The 20,112-nt window shown below is 40.1% G+C and carries 18 protein-coding genes; 12 read left to right on the top strand and 6 right to left on the bottom strand.

Going from position 1 to position 20,112, the window contains the following annotated elements; genetic code table 11:
• Window positions 1–6: 6 nt before the first annotated feature.
• The 9 genes from OCV82_RS05900 (at window position 7) to OCV82_RS05860 (ending at window position 9,551) form a co-directional block, all read left to right on the top strand.
• Window positions 7–942: a CDP-alcohol phosphatidyltransferase family protein gene (locus OCV82_RS05900; RefSeq protein ID WP_154043596.1), complete on the top strand. Its 936-nt coding sequence runs from the start codon at window positions 7–9 to the stop codon at window positions 940–942.
• A complete protein-coding gene (locus OCV82_RS05895) occupies window positions 939–1,655 on the top strand; it encodes an IspD/TarI family cytidylyltransferase (protein ID WP_154043595.1) in 717 nt (238 codons plus the stop codon). Before OCV82_RS05900 ends, OCV82_RS05895 begins: the two co-directional genes overlap by 4 nt.
• A gap of 35 nt (window positions 1,656–1,690) precedes the next feature.
• On the top strand, window positions 1,691–2,383 hold the full coding sequence (locus tag OCV82_RS05890) for a CDP-alcohol phosphatidyltransferase family protein (protein WP_154043594.1): 693 nt from the start codon (window positions 1,691–1,693) through the stop codon (window positions 2,381–2,383).
• A 113-nt stretch (window positions 2,384–2,496) separates the two neighbouring features.
• The gene (locus OCV82_RS05885) at window positions 2,497–5,127 is read left to right on the top strand and encodes a DUF5686 and carboxypeptidase-like regulatory domain-containing protein (protein WP_154043593.1); all 2,631 of its coding nucleotides are present in this window, start codon (window positions 2,497–2,499) and stop codon (window positions 5,125–5,127) included.
• A gap of 70 nt (window positions 5,128–5,197) precedes the next feature.
• Window positions 5,198–6,544: a sigma-54 interaction domain-containing protein gene (locus OCV82_RS05880; RefSeq protein ID WP_154043592.1), complete on the top strand. Its 1,347-nt coding sequence runs from the start codon at window positions 5,198–5,200 to the stop codon at window positions 6,542–6,544.
• A complete protein-coding gene (lptE, locus tag OCV82_RS05875) occupies window positions 6,531–7,061 on the top strand; it encodes an LPS assembly lipoprotein LptE (RefSeq protein ID WP_154043591.1) in 531 nt (176 codons plus the stop codon). The genes OCV82_RS05880 and lptE overlap by 14 nt, the downstream gene beginning before the upstream one ends.
• A 12-nt stretch (window positions 7,062–7,073) precedes the next feature.
• On the top strand, window positions 7,074–7,910 hold the full coding sequence (locus OCV82_RS05870) for a tetratricopeptide repeat protein (RefSeq protein ID WP_154043590.1): 837 nt from the start codon (window positions 7,074–7,076) through the stop codon (window positions 7,908–7,910).
• A gap of 6 nt (window positions 7,911–7,916) precedes the next feature.
• Window positions 7,917–8,279 carry a preprotein translocase subunit SecG gene (gene secG / locus OCV82_RS05865; RefSeq protein WP_154043589.1) on the top strand — a complete coding sequence of 121 codons (363 nt, stop codon included), beginning with the start codon at window positions 7,917–7,919 and terminating at the stop codon, window positions 8,277–8,279.
• Window positions 8,280–8,366: 87 nt separating this feature from the next.
• The gene (locus OCV82_RS05860) at window positions 8,367–9,551 is read left to right on the top strand and encodes a DUF418 domain-containing protein (RefSeq protein ID WP_262543104.1); all 1,185 of its coding nucleotides are present in this window, start codon (window positions 8,367–8,369) and stop codon (window positions 9,549–9,551) included.
• 92 nt (window positions 9,552–9,643) lie between these two features.
• Here OCV82_RS05860 and OCV82_RS05855 read toward each other — a convergent pair whose 3' ends face one another.
• Entirely contained in the window at window positions 9,644–11,383 is a 1,740-nt protein-coding gene (locus OCV82_RS05855) for a glutamine--tRNA ligase/YqeY domain fusion protein (protein ID WP_154043588.1), read from the bottom strand.
• Between the two features lie 538 nt (window positions 11,384–11,921).
• On the opposite strand from OCV82_RS05855, the gene OCV82_RS05850 reads away from it, so the two are divergent.
• The 3 genes from OCV82_RS05850 to OCV82_RS05840 are packed head-to-tail and all read left to right on the top strand — an operon-like array spanning window position 11,922 to window position 14,648.
• Complete coding sequence (locus tag OCV82_RS05850) at window positions 11,922–13,196, top strand: replication-associated recombination protein A (protein WP_154043587.1); 1,275 nt, start codon at window positions 11,922–11,924, stop codon at window positions 13,194–13,196.
• 23 nt (window positions 13,197–13,219) lie between these two features.
• The gene (locus tag OCV82_RS05845) at window positions 13,220–14,179 is read left to right on the top strand and encodes a D-2-hydroxyacid dehydrogenase (RefSeq protein ID WP_154043586.1); all 960 of its coding nucleotides are present in this window, start codon (window positions 13,220–13,222) and stop codon (window positions 14,177–14,179) included.
• A gap of 4 nt (window positions 14,180–14,183) precedes the next feature.
• A complete protein-coding gene (locus OCV82_RS05840) occupies window positions 14,184–14,648 on the top strand; it encodes a C-GCAxxG-C-C family protein (RefSeq protein ID WP_154043585.1) in 465 nt (154 codons plus the stop codon).
• A gap of 211 nt (window positions 14,649–14,859) precedes the next feature.
• On the opposite strand, the gene OCV82_RS05835 is transcribed toward OCV82_RS05840, so the two are convergent.
• From OCV82_RS05835 to OCV82_RS05815, 5 genes are all read right to left on the bottom strand, one after another.
• A complete protein-coding gene (locus OCV82_RS05835; protein ID WP_154043584.1) occupies window positions 14,860–15,588 on the bottom strand; it encodes a LytR/AlgR family response regulator transcription factor in 729 nt (242 codons plus the stop codon).
• 24 nt (window positions 15,589–15,612) lie between these two features.
• Window positions 15,613–16,662: a sensor histidine kinase gene (locus tag OCV82_RS05830; protein WP_154043583.1), complete on the bottom strand. Its 1,050-nt coding sequence runs from the start codon at window positions 16,660–16,662 to the stop codon at window positions 15,613–15,615.
• A 195-nt stretch (window positions 16,663–16,857) separates the two neighbouring features.
• Entirely contained in the window at window positions 16,858–18,078 is a 1,221-nt protein-coding gene (locus OCV82_RS05825) for an ABC transporter permease (protein WP_154043582.1), read from the bottom strand.
• 25 nt (window positions 18,079–18,103) lie between these two features.
• Window positions 18,104–18,850: an ABC transporter ATP-binding protein gene (locus OCV82_RS05820; RefSeq protein ID WP_154043581.1), complete on the bottom strand. Its 747-nt coding sequence runs from the start codon at window positions 18,848–18,850 to the stop codon at window positions 18,104–18,106.
• Between the two features lie 25 nt (window positions 18,851–18,875).
• Window positions 18,876–20,081 (bottom strand): efflux RND transporter periplasmic adaptor subunit, encoded by a 1,206-nt coding sequence (locus OCV82_RS05815; RefSeq protein ID WP_154043580.1) that lies wholly within the window; start codon window positions 20,079–20,081, stop codon window positions 18,876–18,878.
• Window positions 20,082–20,112: the final 31 nt, after the last annotated feature.

Genomic DNA, 20,112 nt, shown 5'->3' with positions numbered 1-20,112 from the left:
AGGACCATGGATTTAGTTTCATTTAAGAAAGGACTGAAATCAACATTAAAATCAGAAGATACAGAGGGATTTTTTGAAATATACGTTACTCGTTCAAGTGGGTATTTGTGGGCTCTGTTTTTTAAAAAGTTGGGAGTACATCCTAATGTAGTCACCATAATATCCATCATATTGGGTATGCTGGCGGGATATATGTTCTACTTTGACGACCTGAAGCATGCTTTGTTGGGTATATTTCTGCTTATTTGGGCTAACTGGTATGACTGTGCCGACGGTCAGTTGGCCAGAATGACCGGCAAGAAGAGCTTGTTGGGGCGTGTCTTGGATGGTTTTGCAGGTGATTTATGGTTCTTCTCAATATATTTCTTTATATGTCTCCGTCTAACAGATACATGGGGCATATATATTTGGTTGTTGGCAGCTTTTTCCGGCTTCATTTGCCACAGCAAGCAATGTGCCCTTGCCGACTATTATAGAAACATTCATATGTTTTTTCAGAAAGGCAATATAAATTCAGAGTTTGACAAGTCATCCCTACAGGTGGAAAAGATGAAGTCTCTTAGATGGAAGTCCGACTGGTTTGAAAAGCTTTATCTGTTATTCTATATAAAATATACAAAAAGTCAGGAAAGTTTGTCGCCTTCTTTGCAGAAACTGTTGCGTGGGGTAGAAAGAAAATGGTTGGAAAAAGGAGAGGATATACCTTCTTATTTCAGAGATGAGTATAGAAGGAACAGTAAGCCATTGATGAAATATACCAATATCCTTACATTCGATACCAGAGCTTTTGTTCTTTTTATTTCTGTTCTTGTGAAAGAACCATGGTTTTTCTTCGTTTTCGAGGTAACGGTTCTTAATATCTTGTTTTTCTACATGAGATACAGACATGAAAGTTTCTGCAAGAAAATGTATAAGGATTATCATTTAGATGTAAATATATGAAAAAGATAGCTTTTGTAACGGCAGGAGGTTCTGGAGGAAGGATGCATAAGGATACTCCAAAACAGTTTCTGGAGTTGCAGGGAATGCCTGTCATAATTCATACTTTGCTGAAATTTGAACAAAGCAATGATATAGATGTTATTATTGTAGTATGTCTGAATGGATGGATTGATAAACTTAAAGCACTGGCTTTAAAATATAATATAACAAAACTTGAGGCTATAGTTGAAGGTGGTAGCAATAGTCAGGAGTCAATATCAAAAGGTATAGGATATTTGCTTGGCAATGGCTATAGTGAAGATGATATAGTTCTTGTTCATGAGTCGGTCAGACCTTTTATTACAGACAAGATAATAGCCGACAATATAACATCATGTATGGAAAGAGGTAATGCCGTTACTGTAGTAAGAGGAAATGAGTCTTATTTATACAGTGAAGACGGAGTTTCTTCCGAAAGGCATTTCCTGAGGGAGAAAATGTTTATGGTACAGACCCCTCAAACATTTAGGTTGGGTTGTGTGGCTAAGGCACTGAATGATGCAAATGAAAAAGGCCTGGTTTCGCAATCGCTTTATATATTGATGTCTCAATTGGATTATACCCCGCTGTATATGGTTGATGGAGACAGATTTAATTTGAAACTGACGTATCCCGAAGACTTGAAGATATTCGAGATACTTTTGACAGAAGATGTTAGAAAAATGAAAATATAAGAAAATACGTAAGATTTTATTTAAAAGAGAGTGGTATGGGAAAAGAAGAGTCAAAAAGAATTCAGACATCAATACTTAACAGGGCTGAAAAAGTAGCATTGGTATGGTTGGCACAGCGTCAACCACGTTGGGTAACATCGGATTTTTTAACTTATATGGGTGTCATAGGTGCCTTGGTTTATGCCTTGGGATGCGTGCTTGCAGCAAGTAATATAATGTATTTGTGGCTGGCTTCGTTTGGTATGGTATTAAACTGGTATGGTGATAGCTTGGATGGAACATTGGCACGTGTACGTAATTTGCAACGTCCTGTTTATGGATTTTTTATTGACCATTCTTTGGATGCCATAACAATATGTATAATGTGTGTGGGAGCAGGATTGTCTCCTATGTTCAGACTTGATGTGGCATTGTTGGTTTTGGCTGGCTATCTGGTGCTGTCAGTATATACATATATTGTTACTATAATAAAGGGTGAGTTCCGTCTGACATACAGCTCTTTTGGTCCGACAGAGTTCAGACTGGTCATTATTTTAATCAACACAATATGTATGTACACTCCTTGGGCCGATATTTATGTAGATGTTTACGGTCAGCATTTGGGCGTTTACGATATTGTAGGTTTGGCTATAGCAGTATTCCTGTTTGTTGCTTACTTTATACAGTTCAGTAAAGATAGGAAGATATTATCCGAACAAGATCCTATAAAGCCTTATAAAAAACAGTAATTGGAATATCTGTTTTTTTAGATACAAAAATAACTGGGCTGACTTTATAGGTCATTATTGTTCCGATAATTTACGGATTATGTTTTATAAGATACAAAAATATATTTATTAATATGGTAAAAAGATTACTCGTTGTGATAGCTTTGTGGGTTTGGGCTTTGGGATTATATGCTCAGATTCATGGGGTTGTTATAGATTCAGATACCGGTGAGCCTATCCCATATTTGAACATATACTATGATGGCAAGGGGGTGGGAACTATAACCGACATTGACGGTAAGTATTCAATTCCATATCATTCCGGATGGAACAAATTGACATTCTCTATGGTCGGCTACACCAGGCAGGATATAACCGTTTCGTCAAAAACGACAGAGCTTAATGTAAGCATGAAGTCTGATCTGGTTCTTGACGAAGTTGTGGTCAAGCCTAAAAAAGAGAAATATTCCAGAAAGAATAATCCGGCGGTGGAATTGATGAAGAAGGTTATAGCTTCGAAGGAAAAGACCAATCTGGAGAATAAAGACTATTATTTTTATAATAAGTACCAGAAAATAACACTTGCCGTAAATGATATAACTCCTGATTCGCTGAAAGAATCGTGGCTTTTCAAAAAATATCCGTTTCTGCGCGATCAGGTGGAAATGTGTGATGTGACACAGAAACGTATATTGCCGGTTTCTGTTGATGAAACAGTTTCGCAGAAGATTTATAGAAAGGAACCACATTCTGAAAAGACTATAATACAAGGTATCGAGTCAAGAGGTATAAACGAATTGTTCAGTACAGGAGACATGCTTACTACTGTATTGAAGGATGTTTTTCAGGATATTGATATTTATCAGGACAGGTTCCGCTTTTTGCAGTATCCGTTTGACAGTCCTGTGTCGGATGCAGGTATAAGGTTTTACAAATATTACATAATGGATACAGTATATGTGGAGCGCGACAGGTGTTTCCATTTGACGTTTGTGCCGAACAATTCTCAGGATTTCGGTTTCACAGGTCATCTGTACATTTTGGCCGACTCTACATATAGGGTGAAACAGTGTAATATGAATCTTCCGAAAAAGACTGATATAAATTTCGTAGATCATATGATCATCAACCAGAAGTTCGGAGAATTGCCTACCGGTGAATGGTCGTTGATGGAAGATGATATGCTCTGTGAATTGTCATATCTGAAAAAAATCCTTGGGTCGTACATGGTGAGAAGGACTACACGTAACTTTGATTTCTCTTTCGAACCGTTGCCTGACAAGTTGTTCAAGAAGAAAGGCTCCGAAATAAAGGATGTAAACGCGATGATGCGTGATGATGAGTTTTGGAAAAAGTACAGACAGGAGGAACTTACGGAATCGGAAACACGTATGGGCAGCTTCCTTGACGATTTGGCAAAGATTAAGGGATTCAAATATATAATGTTCGGATTGAAGGCCTTGATTGAAAGTTATGTGGAGACAAGCAAGGACAGTAAAGTGGATATAGGTCCGATAAATACGATGATAACATCGAACTATATCGACGGATTACGATTGCGTGCATCAGCACAGACTACGGCTAATCTGCATCCTAATATCTTCCTGAAAGGATATTATGCATACGGATTTAAAGATAAGAAGTCGAAATATATGGGAGAGTTGGAGTATTCGTTCGACAAGAAGGAATATCTTCCAAGAGAGTTCCCTAAACATTCCATGACGTTTACTTATCAGTATGACAATATGCTGCCGTCCGATAAGTTTATAAATGCAGACAAGGATAATGTGTTTACAGCCTTGAAGGTTTGCCAGGTGGATCAGTATAACTACGAACGCAAGGCCACTATCAAGTATGAGCGTGAGCGTGAGTTCGGTTTTAAGACAACAGCAATGTTGAGATATGCCAATTACGAGCCTTGTGGCGAATTGTTCTATCGTACAATGGCTGGCGAAAGTGCATTGCAGACTGCTATAGCAGACGGTTCGTTATCCGGACAGAAATGGGTACAGTCGCCTTTCAATACTCACGACATAACTGTTACAGAGGCGTCTTTAACATTAAGATACGCTCCGGGCGAGACTTTCGTAAATACGAAACAGAGACGATTGCCTGTCAATCTTGATGCGCCGGTGTTTACTTTGCAGCACACATTAGGACTGAAAGGTGTTTTAGGTAGTGATTATACTTATAATATGACAGAAGCTACAGCTTATAAGCGTTTCTGGTTAAGTTCGTGGGGTAATCTTGACGTACATTTGAAAGGTGGAATACAGTGGAACAAGGTTCCTTTCCCATTGCTGATAATGCCGGCTGCAAACTTGTCGTACATTTTACAGGACGGAACATTCAACCTTATCAATAATATGGAGTTCCTGAACGACCGTTACGCATCGCTTGATGTATCATGGAATATGCAGGGAAAACTTTTCAACCGCATACCTTTGATCAAGAAACTGAAATGGCGTGAGTTTATCGGTGTCAAGTGCCTATGGGGTACGCTTACGGATAAAAACAATCCTTTCCTTGAGCAGAACAAGAATGATGATATGCTGATGATGTTCCCGGGACATTATGATAGGACAGGTAATTATAATTATTCTAGTTATGTGATGGATCCTAAAGTACCGTATGTTGAGGTAACAGCCGGAATTCACAATATATTCAAGCTTTTGCATATAGAATATGTGAGACGTCTTAACTATAATCATCTTCCTACAGCCAACAAGTGGGGTGTGAGATTGATGATACGTACAGTGTTCTAAAGTAATTTTCTGCCATATTTACTGATTCTTTCCAAAGATTTTGTAAATTTGGCAGATAATTTTTTATAATATGGTAAAGTCGGATATTCAAAATATAAAGTTACGCTTTGGTATTATAGGTAATACCGAGGGGCTTAACAGGGCTATTGATATTGCTATGCAGGTGGCGCCTACAGACTTGTCGGTACTGGTTACCGGTGAGAGTGGAGTCGGTAAGGAAAGTTTTCCTCAGATAATACATCAGTTCAGCCGCAGGAAACACGGGCCATATATAGCTGTCAACTGTGGGGCTATACCTGAAGGTACAATTGATTCGGAATTGTTCGGACACGAGAAAGGTGCTTTTACCGGTGCCATAAGCGACAGAAACGGTTATTTTGCCGAAGCTAACGGAGGAACAATATTTCTGGATGAGGTTGGAGAATTGCCATTGTCAACCCAGGCAAGACTATTGCGTGTCCTTGAATCAGGTGAATATATCAAGGTAGGTTCGTCCAAGGTTCAGAAGACAGATGTAAGAATTGTTGCCGCTACAAACGTAAACTTTGCGGATGCCATAGCCGAAGGGCGCTTTCGTGAGGATTTGTATTACCGATTGAATACAGTTCCTATTAAGGTTCCGCCTTTGAGAGAGAGGCCTGATGATATAGCGTTGTTGTTCAGGAAGTTTGCAGCCGACTTTGCAGAGAAATACCGTATGCCTTCCATACAGCTTAACGAACAGGCTAAGCGTATGCTTGTGGAGTATCCATGGCCGGGAAACATCCGACAGCTTAAAAATATTACTGAACAGATTTCTATCATAGAAACCAACAGGGATATTACTCCTGAAATTCTTTCAACTTATCTGCCTGATATGGGAAACAGTTCCAGACTGCCGGCGTTTGTCGGAGGCAAGGGTGCACATTCCGGAAACAAGAGTTTTGAAAGCGAGAGAGAAATTCTTTATCAGGTGCTGTTTGATATGCGTCGTGATGTAACTGAACTTAAAAAGCTGGTACATGAGATAATGACAGAACGTGAAGCTGCAGGTCATCATGTATCTCATCCGGTTGACAACGCTTCTCATTTCCTTCAGAATCCTACACTTGATGTCATTAGCGATGTGCCGATGGTCATGCCGCAGGTTCAGCAATATCCGCAGGTGAGCCAGATACAGCCAGTGAGCCAGATTCAGCCGGTAAATAAGGTTTCTTCTATAACCCCTGTTTCTAACGTATCTGTAAAACATACGGATTCGGATTATCAGGACACTGAGGTTTATGTGGAAGAAAATCTCTCTCTGGATGATGTTGAAAAAGAGATGATAAAAAAGGCTCTGGAACGACATAACGGAAAGAGAAAGAATGCTGCCAACGACTTGAAGATTTCAGAAAGAACATTGTATAGAAAAATAAAAGAATATGGACTTGAATAAAATAACAAGATTTAATATCGTATCTGTGTTGGTACTGTCGTTATGTTTTCTTGCGGCATGTACTGTCTCTTATAAATTTAACGGATCTTCCATCAATTATGATAAGGTAAAGACTATATCGTTCGAGAATTTCCCGAACAGATCTGCCGCATTCGTATGGGGCCCTATGGAATCTATGTTCAATACTGAGCTTCAGGACAGATATATGCAGCAGACCCGACTTAAGCAAGTGAGACAGAACGGTGACTTGCAGCTGGCCGGTGAGATAACCAACTATGACGCATACAATAAGGGTGTAGGTTCGGACGGTTATTCTACAATGGCTGAGCTTAAGATGACTGTAAATGTTAGATTTGTGAACAATACTAATCATGCGGAAGATTTCGAGCAGCAGTTCTCTGCAAGCCGTGAATATAATTCCACACAGCAGTTGTCTGCCGTTCAGGAAGAATTGGTTAATCAGATGATTGACGAGATAGTGGAGCAGATATTCAATGCTACAGTTGCTAACTGGTAATTTCGTTTGGTTATGGAAATGCAAAGATTGGATGAGTGGATAAATAATCCGGATTTGATGGGGAGTGATACTCTGGAAGAGTTACGTTCCATAATATTGCGTTATCCGTATTTCCAGACAGCCTGGCTGCTATATATTAAGAATCTTTATCTGATAAAACATCCTTCTTTTAAAGATGAGTTAAGACGCGGTGCATTATATGTTGCAGACTTGAGCGTGCTGTTTTATTTCGTAGAAGGAAATAGTTTCTCTTTCCCAAAATCTGAGTATAAAGAGTCCGAAAAGCAGGTGGCTAATGACAGGACACTTGATTTGATAAACCGTTTCCTTTCGGAGATTCCTAATGATAAAGGATTGTCGTCAGAACTGTCCATACCTGTAGATTCTGTTATGGATTATTCGTCGTTGCTGTTGCTGAATTCAGCAGAAAATGGCAGAAAGGAAGTTGATAATACAGCTCTTCCGCTAAAAGGTCAGGCCTTGATAGATGATTTTATCGAAAAGTCTGAATCAGGAATGCTTTCATCGGGTAATAATATGACGGATGCTGTCGGTAATGGAAATGAAAAGGATGAATTCAGTGAAGAAGACCTGGTAGTAATTGATGATGATAATAATGCAGGCCAAGTGGATGATGCAATGGATGGTAATGCTGAAGCTGCCGATGAAACCGGTGACGATAATTATCTGACAGAAACATTGGCTAAAATTTATGTTAAACAGCAAAGATATGATAAAGCATTGGAAATTATTAAAAAATTAAATTTGAAATATCCAAAAAAAAATGCTTACTTTGCAGACCAAATGAGATTCCTTGAGAGATTGATTATTAACGCTAAATCAAAATAAAAGAAAATGTATTTATTATTTATTGTATTGATTGTACTTGCAGCATTGTTACTATGCTTTGTTGTAATGATACAGAATTCTAAGGGTGGAGGCTTGGCTTCTAGTTTCGCATCTTCTAACCAGATTATGGGTGTGCGTAAAACAACTGATTTCATTGAAAAACTTACTTGGGGACTTGCTGCTTTCATGGTAGTTGTAAGTATTGCAGCTGCTTATGTAATACCTCATTCTGCTGAAAACTCTTCAGTAATCATGAAACAGGCTGTAGAAGAACAGAGTACTAATCCTTTGAATGCACCTGCCGGTTTTGCTGCTCCTCAGACTGATGCTGCGGCTGCTGCTCCTGCAACAGGTGATTCTGCAAAATAATATTTTCAGAGTACAAGTATTTAAGATTATAATGTCATTCATAAACCTATAAAGTTTGTGGGTGGCATTTTTTATTTGTTTAATAATATGATGAAAACACAGAATGAAAAAACACGTAATGTTGCTATCGATGCATTGCGCGGATTTGCAGTAATGGGGATAATGCTGCTGCATAATATCGAACATTTTAATTTTTATTCGTTTCCTGAAGCTTCTGGCGAAACAATCAAGGCACTTGACACGAGTTTGTGGGATATGATGTTCTTCACTTTTGCCGGTAAGACGTATGCTATTTTTGCATTATTGTTCGGATTTACTTTTTATCTGCAAAGTAGAAGTACGGAGAAAAGAGGGGAGGATTTCAGAAACAGATACATGTGGCGACTTCTGCTCCTTCTTGGCTTCGGATTTATTAATGCCGCTTTCTTTCCGGGAGAAATTCTAGTGCTTTATGCTATTGTTGGTTTTGTTCTGGTCCCGGTAAGACACTGGAATAATAAGGTTCTTTTTGCAATGGCGCTATTCCTTATGCTTCAACCGGTGGAATGGATTAAAGTGGTATATTCTGCATTTAATCCTATGGAAAATCCGGAACAGATGATTTTCTCACTAGGTGATGTTTATCCGCAGCTTGGCGGAACATCGTTTTGCGAGATGGTTAAGGTTAATCTCGTCACAGGACAGTTGGCTAGTCTTAACTGGGCGTGGTGTTACGGACGTGTATTCCAGACTGCCGCTTTGTTTATGATAGGACTTTTGTTGGGAAGGCTGGGATATTTTGATGCATCGTCGGAAGAGAAGCTTGAAAAATCACGCACTTTCTGGATTAAGGTATTGTGCCTTTCTTTGCCTGCAACTTTGCTGATGTACTATCTGAAAGAGTTTATCTATACTCAGGTAGAGATAAAGTTTATGCTTTCTTCGTTGCAGACTATTCTTAATTCGTGGTATAACCTTTTCTTTATGCTGTGTATTGTAGCTTCATTCCTTTTGCTTTATTGGACTTGCGATGGAAAGGTTCAGAAACTTTTAGCTCCATATGGAAGGATGAGTCTTACGGATTATGTTTCCCAGTCTATAGTCGGCAGCTTCCTGTATTTCGGCTACGGACTTGAATTGCACAAAGTGTGCGGAACAACATGTAGCCTGCTTGTAGGTATTGTGTTTTTGACTCTTCAGGTTCTGTTTGCTCATTGGTGGTTTAGAAATTTCAAGCGTGGACCTCTGGAAACTATATGGCACCGACTTACGTGGATCGGTAAGGAAAAATAGGATATTGCAGATTGCATAAAATAAAAAAAAGAGTAATATCATTTACCTGTTTGGTGGTGATATTACTCTTTGATTTTTATCTCAACTGACTATTACTTGTTGATTTTACTCCAAGTGTCTTTCAGTGATACTGTTCTGTTGAATACCAGATGTTCAGGAGTAGAATCCTTATCTACATTGAAATAGCCGATACGCTGGAACTGCAGATAATCCAATGGTTTTGCATCTGCCAGGAACTTCTCTACATAACATTCGTTCAGTACTGTCAGAGAGTTAGGATTGATCATTTCCTTCATTGCTTCAAGAGGTGAGCAGTTCTTGGCTTCACGGATGGCAGCCATTTCGTCACGTGGATTTTCTACTTTCCATAAGCGGTCGTACAGACGAACTTCAGCTTTCAGACAGTGGTTGCAGCTTACCCAGTGCAGTGTACCTTTTACCTTACGGTTTGCTTCTGGCATTCCGCTCTTTGTGTTAGGATCATATTCTGCATAAACCTCAGTGATATTTCCGTTTTCATCTTTCTTGCATCCTGTACATTTCACGATGTAAGCATTTTTAAGTCTCACTTCCTGTCCAGGAGTCATACGGAAATATTTCTTAGGAGCATCTTCCATGAAGTCTTCACGTTCCATCCACAATTCACGGCTGAACTCGATAGTGTGAGTTCCTGAGTTTGGATCTTCAGGATTGTTTATGGCTTCCATCTCTTCTACCTTGCCTTCAGGATAGTTTGTGATAATCAGTTTCACAGGGTTGATAACTGCTGAGACACGTGTAGAACGTGCATTCAAGTCTTCGCGTACTGCACTTTCAAGCAATGCGAAATCATTCAATGCATCGTATGTGGTATATCCGATTTTATCAACGAAGTTTCTGATAGACTCAGGTGAGTAACCACGACGGCGGAAACCGCAGATGGTCGGCATACGTGGGTCATCCCATCCGTTTACAAGACCTTCCTTAACCAAAGTCAGAAGATTGCGCTTACTCATAAGAGTGTAGCTCAGATTCAACTTGTTGAATTCATACTGGTGTGGACGGTGGTCATCAAGGTCTTTGCCTTCTTTCACCCAGTCAACAAACAAGTCGTATAGCGGACGGTGTACAACGAATTCCAGTGTACACAGTGAGTGAGTCACACCTTCGAAGTAGTCACTCTGTCCGTGAGCGAAGTCATACATAGGATATGCCTTCCACTTGTCTCCTGTACGATGGTGAGGAGTTTTAACCACACGGTAAATGATAGGATCGCGGAAGTGCATGTTAGGGTTTGCCATGTCAATTTTTGCACGCAGAACCATCTTTCCTTCTTCTATTTCGCCGCTATTCATTTTCATGAACAGGTCAAGATTTTCCTCGATAGGACGGTCGCGGTATGGACTGTTAGTTCCCGGTTGGGTTGGAGTACCCTTTTGTGCAGCTATTTCTTCAGATGATTGTTCGTCGATATATGCTTTGCCTTCTTTTATAAGTTGGATGGCGAAGTCCCATAATTGCTGGAAGTAGTCCGAAGCATAATATTCGTTACCCCACTGGAATCCTAACCACTGGATGTCTTCTTTGATAGCTTCTACATATTCCACATCTTCCTTTGTAGGATTTGTGTCGTCGAAACGAAGGTTACATACACCTCCGTATTTTTTTGCTATACCGAAGTCCATGCATATAGCTTTGGCATGTCCTATGTGAAGATATCCGTTTGGCTCAGGCGGAAAACGTGTCTGTATTCTGCCGTCGTTCTTTCCTTCTTTCAAGTCTTTCTCTACGATTTGTTCGATGAAGTTCAGACTTTTCTTTTCTGAACCTTCTGTAGCTTTTATTTCAGTCATAGTCCTTATTTATAATAATGCGCAAAAATAATCATTTCTTTTTATATAATAATGTGTTTTATTGACTTATTCATCTTCTGTAATGAAAGAAATTTTATCATTTCGACTTAAAAAGTTTACTGTGGCACGGTAATTATGATGATATTTTATGTAAAGTAAAAATGTTTTACATGGTTAATACTGATTTATGGAAATATTATGTATAAATCTTAAAATTAACATAATAATCTTTGGTATTATAGTTAAATGTTCTTATCTTTGTCGCTATACAAAAGTGGGGTAAGAAGCCCTTGGATAGTACTGAATAAGAAATAAAAATGCAAAATATGTTTTATGACATCTTTTTTTATTTGGTCAATCCAAAAAATCCCCCCATCTTTGTGACGTTATCCTGAAAACAATCTTTTTACCTTAAGAAAAAAAAACTAATACCTATTGAAAACTTGAAAAAGGCTCTTTGTGAAAAGGGCCTTTTTTTATGCAGTTACCTGTCATCTTTCAACCTAATTATGTATTTTTGTAGAAAAATCAAATATATATGTCTCAACCGTTAGCAGAACGTTTACGTCCAAAATCATTGGATGATTACATAGGTCAAAAGCATTTGGTAGGTCAAGGGGCAGTACTCCGTAAAATGATTGACTCAGGGCGGATATCCTCATTTATATTGTGGGGACCTCCGGGAGTAGGAAAGACTACACTTGCACAGATTATCGCAAACAGGCTGGAGGTGCCGTTCTATACACTGAGTGCCGTTACATCCGGAGTGAAGGATGTGCGTGACGTAATAGAAAAAGCAAGCAACAACCGTTTCTTTTCGCAGCAGAGTCCTATACTTTTTATTGATGAAATACATCGTTTCAGCAAGTCACAGCAGGATTCTTTGTTAGGAGCGGTGGAAAGGGGAGTAGTTACTCTTATTGGTGCTACTACTGAAAATCCATCCTTTGAGGTTATTCGTCCTTTGCTTTCAAGGTGTCAGCTGTATGTCCTTAAATCGTTGGAAAAGGAAGACTTGCTGGAGCTCCTTCATAAGGCTGTGGAGAAAGATACTATATTGAAGGAGAGAAAAGTGGTGTTCAAGGAAACTGATGCCATGCTTAGATACTCAGGCGGTGATGCAAGAAAGTTGCTTAACATATTGGAACTTGTAGTAGAGGCAGACAGTGATACTCCGGTAGAGATTACTGACGAGAAAGTAGTGGAACGTCTTCAGCAGAATCCGCTTGCTTACGACAAGGAAGGTGAAATGCATTATGATATAATATCCGCATTCATCAAGTCTATACGCGGAAGTGATCCGGATGGTGCTCTCTATTGGCTTGCGCGAATGGTGGAAGGTGGAGAGGATCCGGCTTTCATAGCAAGACGCCTTGTGATATCTGCTTCCGAAGATATCGGTCTGGCCAATCCAAACGCATTGTTGCTGGCTAATGCCGCCTTTGATGCCGTAATGAAAATAGGTTGGCCTGAAGGTCGTATTCCGTTGGCTGAAGCTACGGTATATCTGGCTACAAGTCCGAAAAGTAACTCTGCTTACGAAGGGATAAATTACGCCATAGATCTGGTACGTCAGACAGGAAACCTTCCTGTACCGTTGCATCTGAGGAATGCTCCTACTAAATTGATGAAGCAGTTGGGTTATGGTAAGGATTACAAATATGCACATGCCTATAAGGGAAATTTTGTAAAACAACAGTTCTTACCAGATGATTTGAAAGATACGCGTATCTGGCATTCTCAGGACAACCCTTCTGAAGCCAAACTCAAGGACAGAATGACTCAGCTTTGGGGAGATAGATTTAAGGATTAATTATGCAATAATTTTTTAGTGATATGAATATAGTAGTATTAGATGGATTTACGATGAATCCGGGTGATTTGTCATGGGATAATCTTGAAAAATTAGGATCTCTGAAAGTATATGAAAGAACGTCTGCTGATCAATTGTTGGAGCGTGCAGCAGATGCGGATGCCATTTTAACAAATAAGACAGTGGTTGATTCTGCAGCTTTACATTCTTTACCAAAACTGAAATACGTAGGGGTACTTGCTACAGGATATAACGTGGTTGATATAAAAGCAGCAAAGGAACTTGGTATTGTAGTTACCAATATCCCTGCATATAGTACAGAGTCGGTTGCACAAATGGTATTCGCGCACATACTCAACATAACGCATCGTGTAGGCCGTTATGCCTACGAAGCTCATTCGGGTGTATGGAGCAGGAAAAACGATTTCTCATATACCAATAGTCCGCTTATGGAATTGTGCGGCAAAAAAATTGGTATTGTAGGATACGGTAATACAGGTTCGGCTACTGCACGTATTGCTCTGGCATTTGGTATGAAAGTTACTGTTTATACCAGCAAACCACAGTCTTTGTTGCCTGCAGGAATTGAAAAAGCAGAATCCATAGACGATATATTCAGAAACTCTGATATTGTCAGCCTGCATTGTCCTCTGAATAATGAAACATCGGAAATTGTGAATTCTTATCATCTTTCATTGATGAAGGAATCTGCCATACTTATTAATACAGGTCGTGGAGGATTGGTAAACGAAAACGATCTGGCTGAGGCTCTGAAAGCACGTCGTATCAAGGCAGCTGGTCTTGATGTAATGGTAAACGAACCACCGCGTGAAGATAATCCGTTGTTGGGATTGGAGAATTGTTTCATCACTCCTCATATCGCCTGGGCTACATACGAGGCACGAGTAAGACTTATGGATCTGGCCGTGAAAAATCTTAAGAGTTTTATCGAAGGAAATATAATTAATAATGTAGCCAGATAGGAATATGACTAAAGAAGAAAGAATAGAAAAGGCTGTTTCGCTATTTAAGGAAGGATATAACTGCTCGCAGTCTGTAGTAGCTGCCTTTGCTGATATGTATGGCTTTACAGAGGAGCAGGCATTAAAAATGGCATCGGCATTTGGCGGTGGAATAGGCCGTATGCGTGAAACTTGTGGAGCGGCCTGTGGACTGTTCATGCTGGCAGGTCTTGAGAAAGGAGCAACAAAAGGTTCCGATCGTGAAAGTAAGGCTGCCACATACGCCCTGGTTCAGGAACTTGCTGCAAAGTTCAAGGAAGAGACCGGATCCTTACGTTGCTCTGATTTGTTGGGATTGTCAAAAAAAGAACCTATAGTATCTACTCCTGAAGCTCGTACCAGCGCATATTATGCAAAGCGTCCTTGCGCAAAGATGGTTGAAACTGCGGCGCGTATATGGGCTGATTATATTTATGGTGTGAAAGAATGACTATAAAAAAGATACTCCCGCCAATCGCTATTGTCAGGAGTATCACAACACAAAAACTAAACTAGACTTAACTAAACTATTTAAATGAGAAGTTTCACAACTTCTGTTCTTTATTCACTTGCAAATATATGTTTTTTATTGGCAAAAACAAAAAAATAAAAGCTTTTTTCCCAGGCAAATAAATAAAAAAGTTGAAAATGAAACTTATTTATTATATAATATGTTTATTAACATAATCCTGTAGCATTGTTTTGTAAGTTTCCGATATTGGAATGTATTCTTTACCGAAAACAATACGCCCTTTATCGATGATCTTTATTTTTGATTTTTGCACTATGAACGAACGGTGAACACGTAAAAAACGCTCAGCAGGAAGCCTTTCTTCCAGTGCTTTCATGCTTATAAGCGACAATATAGGACGGGAATTTTCTTCTGTATATATTTTCACATAATCTTTCAGCCCTTCGATATATAGTATTTTATCCAGCTCAATTTGTATTAACTTATAATCACTTTTTACGTAAATATATTCAGAACTTTCCGGTTGAAGGTTTGTTTTTTCGCTTTCTGCTTTTAGTTTCAAATTAAACCATTCCATAGCCTTACCCACCGCCTCACTGAAATCGGCATAGCTGATAGGTTTCAGCAGATAGTCGAGTGCATTTGCTCTGTATCCGTCTATCGCATACTGTTCGAAAGCTGTAGTGAATACTATCCTTGTTCTTTCGGGAACCATCTTTGAAAATTCCAGTCCGTTGAGGTCCGGCATTTGTATATCCAGGAATAGAAGATCAACCGGATTGTTAGGCAGTTCGTTCATTGCCTGTACTGCACTTGAATAAGTCCCACACAACTCAAGCGATGGCGTTTTCTTAACATAGCCTGCTATCAGTCCCAAAGCCAAAGGCTCGTCGTCTATTATTGCGCACCTTATAGTCATAATTATATAGTGTGATAAGTTTTATTATATTTTTAGTTTGATGCATGAATTGTAAACTTTGTCGTTATCGCTAAGCCAGCATTTCCATTCATGCTTGTCGGGGTACAACAGTTCAAGTCTTTTGCTGACCTGTTCCAGTCCTATACCTGAACCGCTCTTGTCGGTTGTCGATTTAGGATGATTGCTGTTCTGTATGGTACAGGTAATGTACTCCTCGTTTTCCTCTATGGTTATTTTAATGAAACTTTCTCCCGTAGGCGAAATCCCATGTTTGAATGCATTTTCTATCAGAGATATGAAGATAAGTGGAGCAACCGGAGTCTGGCTGTTATCCTTTATCCTGAAATTGGTCTCTATGTTTACGTCTTCCGAAACACGTATCCTCATCAGTTCGATATAGTTTTTGATGAAGTCTGTTTCCTTTTTCAGAGGTACATACATCGATTGATTGTCGTATAGTACATATCTCAACAGTTTGCTAAGCTCCTGTATCGCTTGTTGTGCCTTGTCTGTATCTATTACAACAAGGGCATAAATATTGTTCAGAGTGTTAAGCAGAAAATGAGGATTAAGCTGGTTTCTCAGATTTTTAAGTTCTGCTTCCGTCATGCTTTTCACGGCCTCACGTCTTGCCAGTTCGGTTTCGTTCCATTTTATACTTAGCCTTATGGCCACACTTAGCCCTGCAGAAAAGATCATGCTGGCTATATCCCTAATCATGAAAACAATCTGTGAAGGCGGGTTGTGTCTGAACATATCAGGTGGAGGGCCAGGAACATGCATGTCATTCCACCATCTGATGGCAAGTGATAGTAGTATTGTCAAAACAGCATTGAATGCCAGAAACTTTCTCTTATGTTCGTTGAAAAGTAGTTTCGGAATCAACAGAAAATAGTTTATATAGAATATGGCAAATAATGATGCCGGAACAATGATAAACCGCATAAAAGCTTTCCAGTCTATGCTTCCGTTATCACCTTGCGTCATTATTATCGGAAAACCGAAAAACAATATCCAGCAGAATGCATGTATTGATATTTCCAACAATCTGTTGTTGCGATTTGTGTGTGTCATAGGTTTTTACGATTTATGTTGTGTTCTTACAAATATAGTAGAATGTTATTAGTCTTGCAAACTTTCTATAATCCAAAGCAGTCCAAAGCAGTACTGGGGTACTTCTCTCGAAGTACCGGCAGCACTGCTAAAAAGGAAACCAAAGTTATGAAGAACAAAGAAGTTCCTGATTTATAGAATGAAGTTGTTTCTAAGTTATTCGTATCTCAACGCTTCTATTGGGTCAAGACATGCGGCTTTCTTTGCCGGATACCATCCGAAGAAAACACCGGTGAATGTACATACTGCAAACGACAGGAGAACACTCCAAGGTTGAACATATACCGGCCAGTTGGCCACTGTCTTTATTATGTATGATGCACCGCATCCCAGTATTACACCAATCAATCCTCCGGTGATACTTATCAGTACTGATTCTATAAGGAATTGCGACAGAATGTCTATTCCTCTTGCCCCTACGGACATTCGCAGACCGATTTCTCTGGTACGTTCGGTTACTGAAACATACATGATGTTCATAATACCAATACCACCCACTACTAGTGATATCCCTGCAATGCAGGCCAAAAGTGTCGTCATCAGGTCTGTAGTTGTATTAAGCATGGAACTTAACTCCTGTTGCGTTCTTATTGTGAAATCGTCGTCGTCGGTTTCTTTCAGCTTGTGTTCACGTCGAAGTATATTTGTTATTTCGTCAACCGCTTCTTCTGTCATGTCCTCAGTCAGTGCCGATGCGAAAACTCCGCTCAGATATGTCTGTGCCAGAAGACGTTTCATCACGGTAGAGTAGGGTGCCAGCACTACATCGTCCTGGTCCATACCCATTGAGTTGTATCCCTTTGATTCAAGAATACCTATAACCCTGAGTGGAACCTGATTGCATCGTATTACTTTACCTATAGGGTCGGCACCGTCCGGAAACAGATTTTCAACGATTGTTGAACCTATTACGCAAACTTTTGCTGCTGTGCGTATATCTTCTTCCGTAAACATTTCGCCTTGTTCTATTTTCAGCTGTCTGATGTTTAGGTATCCTATGCTGACGCCGCTTACAGACGACGGATAGTTGTTGGCTCCTGATATAAGTTGTCCGCTTGCAGATACGTTAGGACTGATATCAGATAGGAAAACACATTCGTCTCTGAGTGTTTCGTAATTTTCAAGTTTCAGAGTCTGCATGGATGAAGCGTCCTGTCTTACTCCTCCTCGCATTTCACCTCCCGGATGGATCATGATCATGTTCGAACCCATCTCCGAGATTTGTTTCTGAATGCTTCGTTTTGAGCCTTGTCCTATTGCCAGCATGGCTATCACCGACGCTACACCTATTATTATGCCAAGCATTGTAAGGAATGCCCTAAGCTTGTTGTTGGACAGTGCTCTGATAGCTATTTTAAAAAGATTTGTTCCGTTCATTGTAAAAATGTTTTATTGTTCCGCATCAGTCCTCATCATTCTTTGGCAGTGCGGCAAGTGCCTCTGCTGCCGAGAGGATATTGTTGTTTACGGTATCTTCAATCACATGTCCGTCGCGCAGGCGAATGTTACGGCTGCTGTACATTGCCAGTTCAGGATTGTGTGTAACGAATATTATAGTCCTTCCTTCGGCATGCAGTTTCTGGAAGAGTACAAGTATTTCAAACGATGTACGTGTGTCAAGGTTACCGGTAGCTTCGTCCGCCAGAATTACTGCCGGGTTGTTTACCAATGCTCTGGCTATTGCTACACGTTGCATCTGTCCTCCGGACATCTGGTTCGACTTGTGCTCCAGTCTGTCGCCCAGTCCTACGGCTATCAGAGCTTCAATGGCTCTTCTGCGTCTTTCGGCTGCCGATACTGACGGGTTATACATCAGTGGCAACTCTACGTTTTCTACTGCAGTCGTTTTAGGCAGAAGGTTGTAGTTCTGGAATACGAAACCGATTTTTCTGTTTCTCAGTACAGCCCTCTGAGGTTTGCTCATTGTTCTCACAGATACTCCGTCCAGAAAATATTCGCCGCTTGTAGGTGTGTCCAGACATCCAAGTGTGTTCAGCAAAGTAGATTTACCCGAGCCTGATGTACCCATGATGGTGACAAACTCGCCCTCGTTTATGCTGAATGATACTCCCCTGAGCGCATGCACTGTTTCGTCTCCCACACGGAAGTTTCGTTTTATGTTCTGTAATTCGATTACTGTCTTGCTCATGGTGATTAATCCTTTATTGTTGAGATTATTTTTTCTTGTTTCTTCCCGGAGGGCCTGGCATGAATGGATTCTGTTCGCCGCCTGTCTCTACCATTTCCGGCATTTCACCTTTTACTATTGTTTCTGTAATGATTTCAGTACCTTCGCTGATACCTGAAACTATTTCAGTGTTAGAACCGTCGCTCATACCGGTCTTGACAGGGTGTGCAGTCAGTGATGTAGCATCCATTGTCCATACTTTCTTTGGCGAGTTGCAGTCATTTATTGTCTTTCCTCCTGCCAGCTTCTTGTCAGGTGTAAATCGGAGGGCCTTGTTCGGAACTACAAGAACATTCTCGCGTGTATCTGTGAAGATTGTCACGTTTGCTGTCAGTCTTGGTTTCAGTTTCAGGTCAGGATTATCTGCAGTGATTACAACCTCGTATGTCACAACGGTTTCAGATGTAGTACTTGTAGATGAGCTTGTACTGTTTGTACTTCCCAGACGGATCTGCTTTACTCTTCCTTCGAACACGTCATTCGGATAGGCATCTACCGTAAATGTAACTCTTGCACTGTCCTTTACTCCTGCTATGTCAGCTTCATCTACATCTGCCACTACCTGCATCTTTGTAAGGTCGGCTGCTATTGTGAAAAGAGTCGGAGTCTCGAAACCTGAAGCCACAGTCTGTCCGGCTTCCACTTCGCGGCTTGTCACTACACCGTCGATAGGCGATGTGATTGTAGTATATGACAGATTTCTCTGTGCTTTTGCCAGTGCTGCCTTACTCTGGTCGTATGTACTTTTCGCACGGCGGTAGTTATATTCGTATTGTTCGTATTCAGTGTCGCTGATAAGTTGTTTCTCGTGCAGAGTCTTGTTTCTTTCGTAAAGTTTCTCCTGATAATTATATTCTGCTTCTGCACCGTCGTATGTAGCTTGCGCTGACTGAAGGTCGCTTATAAGTGTCACGCGGTCCATTTCGGCTATCACTTCTCCCGCTTTAACCACAGAATTATAATCAACATAAATTTTGTCTATGATACCTGATACCTGAGTACCAACTTCTACTTCAGTGACAGGTTCTATAGTACCTGTAGCTGTAATTGAATTGCTGATGGTTCCCTTGTGTACAGCTGATGTGGCGAAACTTATTGTCTGGTTTGATTTTTTTCCACCGAATATCCACAGTCCTGCTCCAGCCAGCACTATTATAGCAGCTGCGATGATGAAAACTTTCTTCTTTTTCATATTTAGTTGTTTTTCCGATTTTCTTTTTGTT

The organism is Bacteroides cellulolyticus (assembly GCF_025567135.1).
Lineage (GTDB): Bacteria > Bacteroidota > Bacteroidia > Bacteroidales > Bacteroidaceae > Phocaeicola > Phocaeicola cellulolyticus.
This window is presented reverse-complemented; position numbering and strand designations above follow the sequence as displayed.

What these genes read in the sequence shown, in the direction of transcription:
- OCV82_RS05825 (WP_154043582.1), bottom strand. Translation starts at nt 18,078, where the DNA reads ATGAACGGAACAAATCTTTTTAAAATAGCTATCAGAGCACTGTCCAAC.
- OCV82_RS05900 (WP_154043596.1), top strand. Translation starts at nt 7, where the DNA reads ATGGATTTAGTTTCATTTAAGAAAGGACTGAAATCAACATTAAAATCA.
- OCV82_RS05820 (WP_154043581.1), bottom strand. Translation starts at nt 18,850, where the DNA reads ATGAGCAAGACAGTAATCGAATTACAGAACATAAAACGAAACTTCCGT.
- lptE (WP_154043591.1), top strand. Translation starts at nt 6,531, where the DNA reads ATGGACTTGAATAAAATAACAAGATTTAATATCGTATCTGTGTTGGTA.
- OCV82_RS05855 (WP_154043588.1), bottom strand. Translation starts at nt 11,383, where the DNA reads ATGACTGAAATAAAAGCTACAGAAGGTTCAGAAAAGAAAAGTCTGAAC.
- OCV82_RS05885 (WP_154043593.1), top strand. Translation starts at nt 2,497, where the DNA reads ATGGTAAAAAGATTACTCGTTGTGATAGCTTTGTGGGTTTGGGCTTTG.
- OCV82_RS05840 (WP_154043585.1), top strand. Translation starts at nt 14,184, where the DNA reads ATGACTAAAGAAGAAAGAATAGAAAAGGCTGTTTCGCTATTTAAGGAA.
- OCV82_RS05870 (WP_154043590.1), top strand. Translation starts at nt 7,074, where the DNA reads ATGGAAATGCAAAGATTGGATGAGTGGATAAATAATCCGGATTTGATG.
- OCV82_RS05850 (WP_154043587.1), top strand. Translation starts at nt 11,922, where the DNA reads ATGTCTCAACCGTTAGCAGAACGTTTACGTCCAAAATCATTGGATGAT.
- OCV82_RS05815 (WP_154043580.1), bottom strand. Translation starts at nt 20,081, where the DNA reads ATGAAAAAGAAGAAAGTTTTCATCATCGCAGCTGCTATAATAGTGCTG.
- OCV82_RS05890 (WP_154043594.1), top strand. Translation starts at nt 1,691, where the DNA reads ATGGGAAAAGAAGAGTCAAAAAGAATTCAGACATCAATACTTAACAGG.
- OCV82_RS05895 (WP_154043595.1), top strand. Translation starts at nt 939, where the DNA reads ATGAAAAAGATAGCTTTTGTAACGGCAGGAGGTTCTGGAGGAAGGATG.
- OCV82_RS05830 (WP_154043583.1), bottom strand. Translation starts at nt 16,662, where the DNA reads ATGACACACACAAATCGCAACAACAGATTGTTGGAAATATCAATACAT.
- OCV82_RS05845 (WP_154043586.1), top strand. Translation starts at nt 13,220, where the DNA reads ATGAATATAGTAGTATTAGATGGATTTACGATGAATCCGGGTGATTTG.
- OCV82_RS05880 (WP_154043592.1), top strand. Translation starts at nt 5,198, where the DNA reads ATGGTAAAGTCGGATATTCAAAATATAAAGTTACGCTTTGGTATTATA.
- secG (WP_154043589.1), top strand. Translation starts at nt 7,917, where the DNA reads ATGTATTTATTATTTATTGTATTGATTGTACTTGCAGCATTGTTACTA.
- OCV82_RS05835 (WP_154043584.1), bottom strand. Translation starts at nt 15,588, where the DNA reads ATGACTATAAGGTGCGCAATAATAGACGACGAGCCTTTGGCTTTGGGA.
- OCV82_RS05860 (WP_262543104.1), top strand. Translation starts at nt 8,367, where the DNA reads ATGATGAAAACACAGAATGAAAAAACACGTAATGTTGCTATCGATGCA.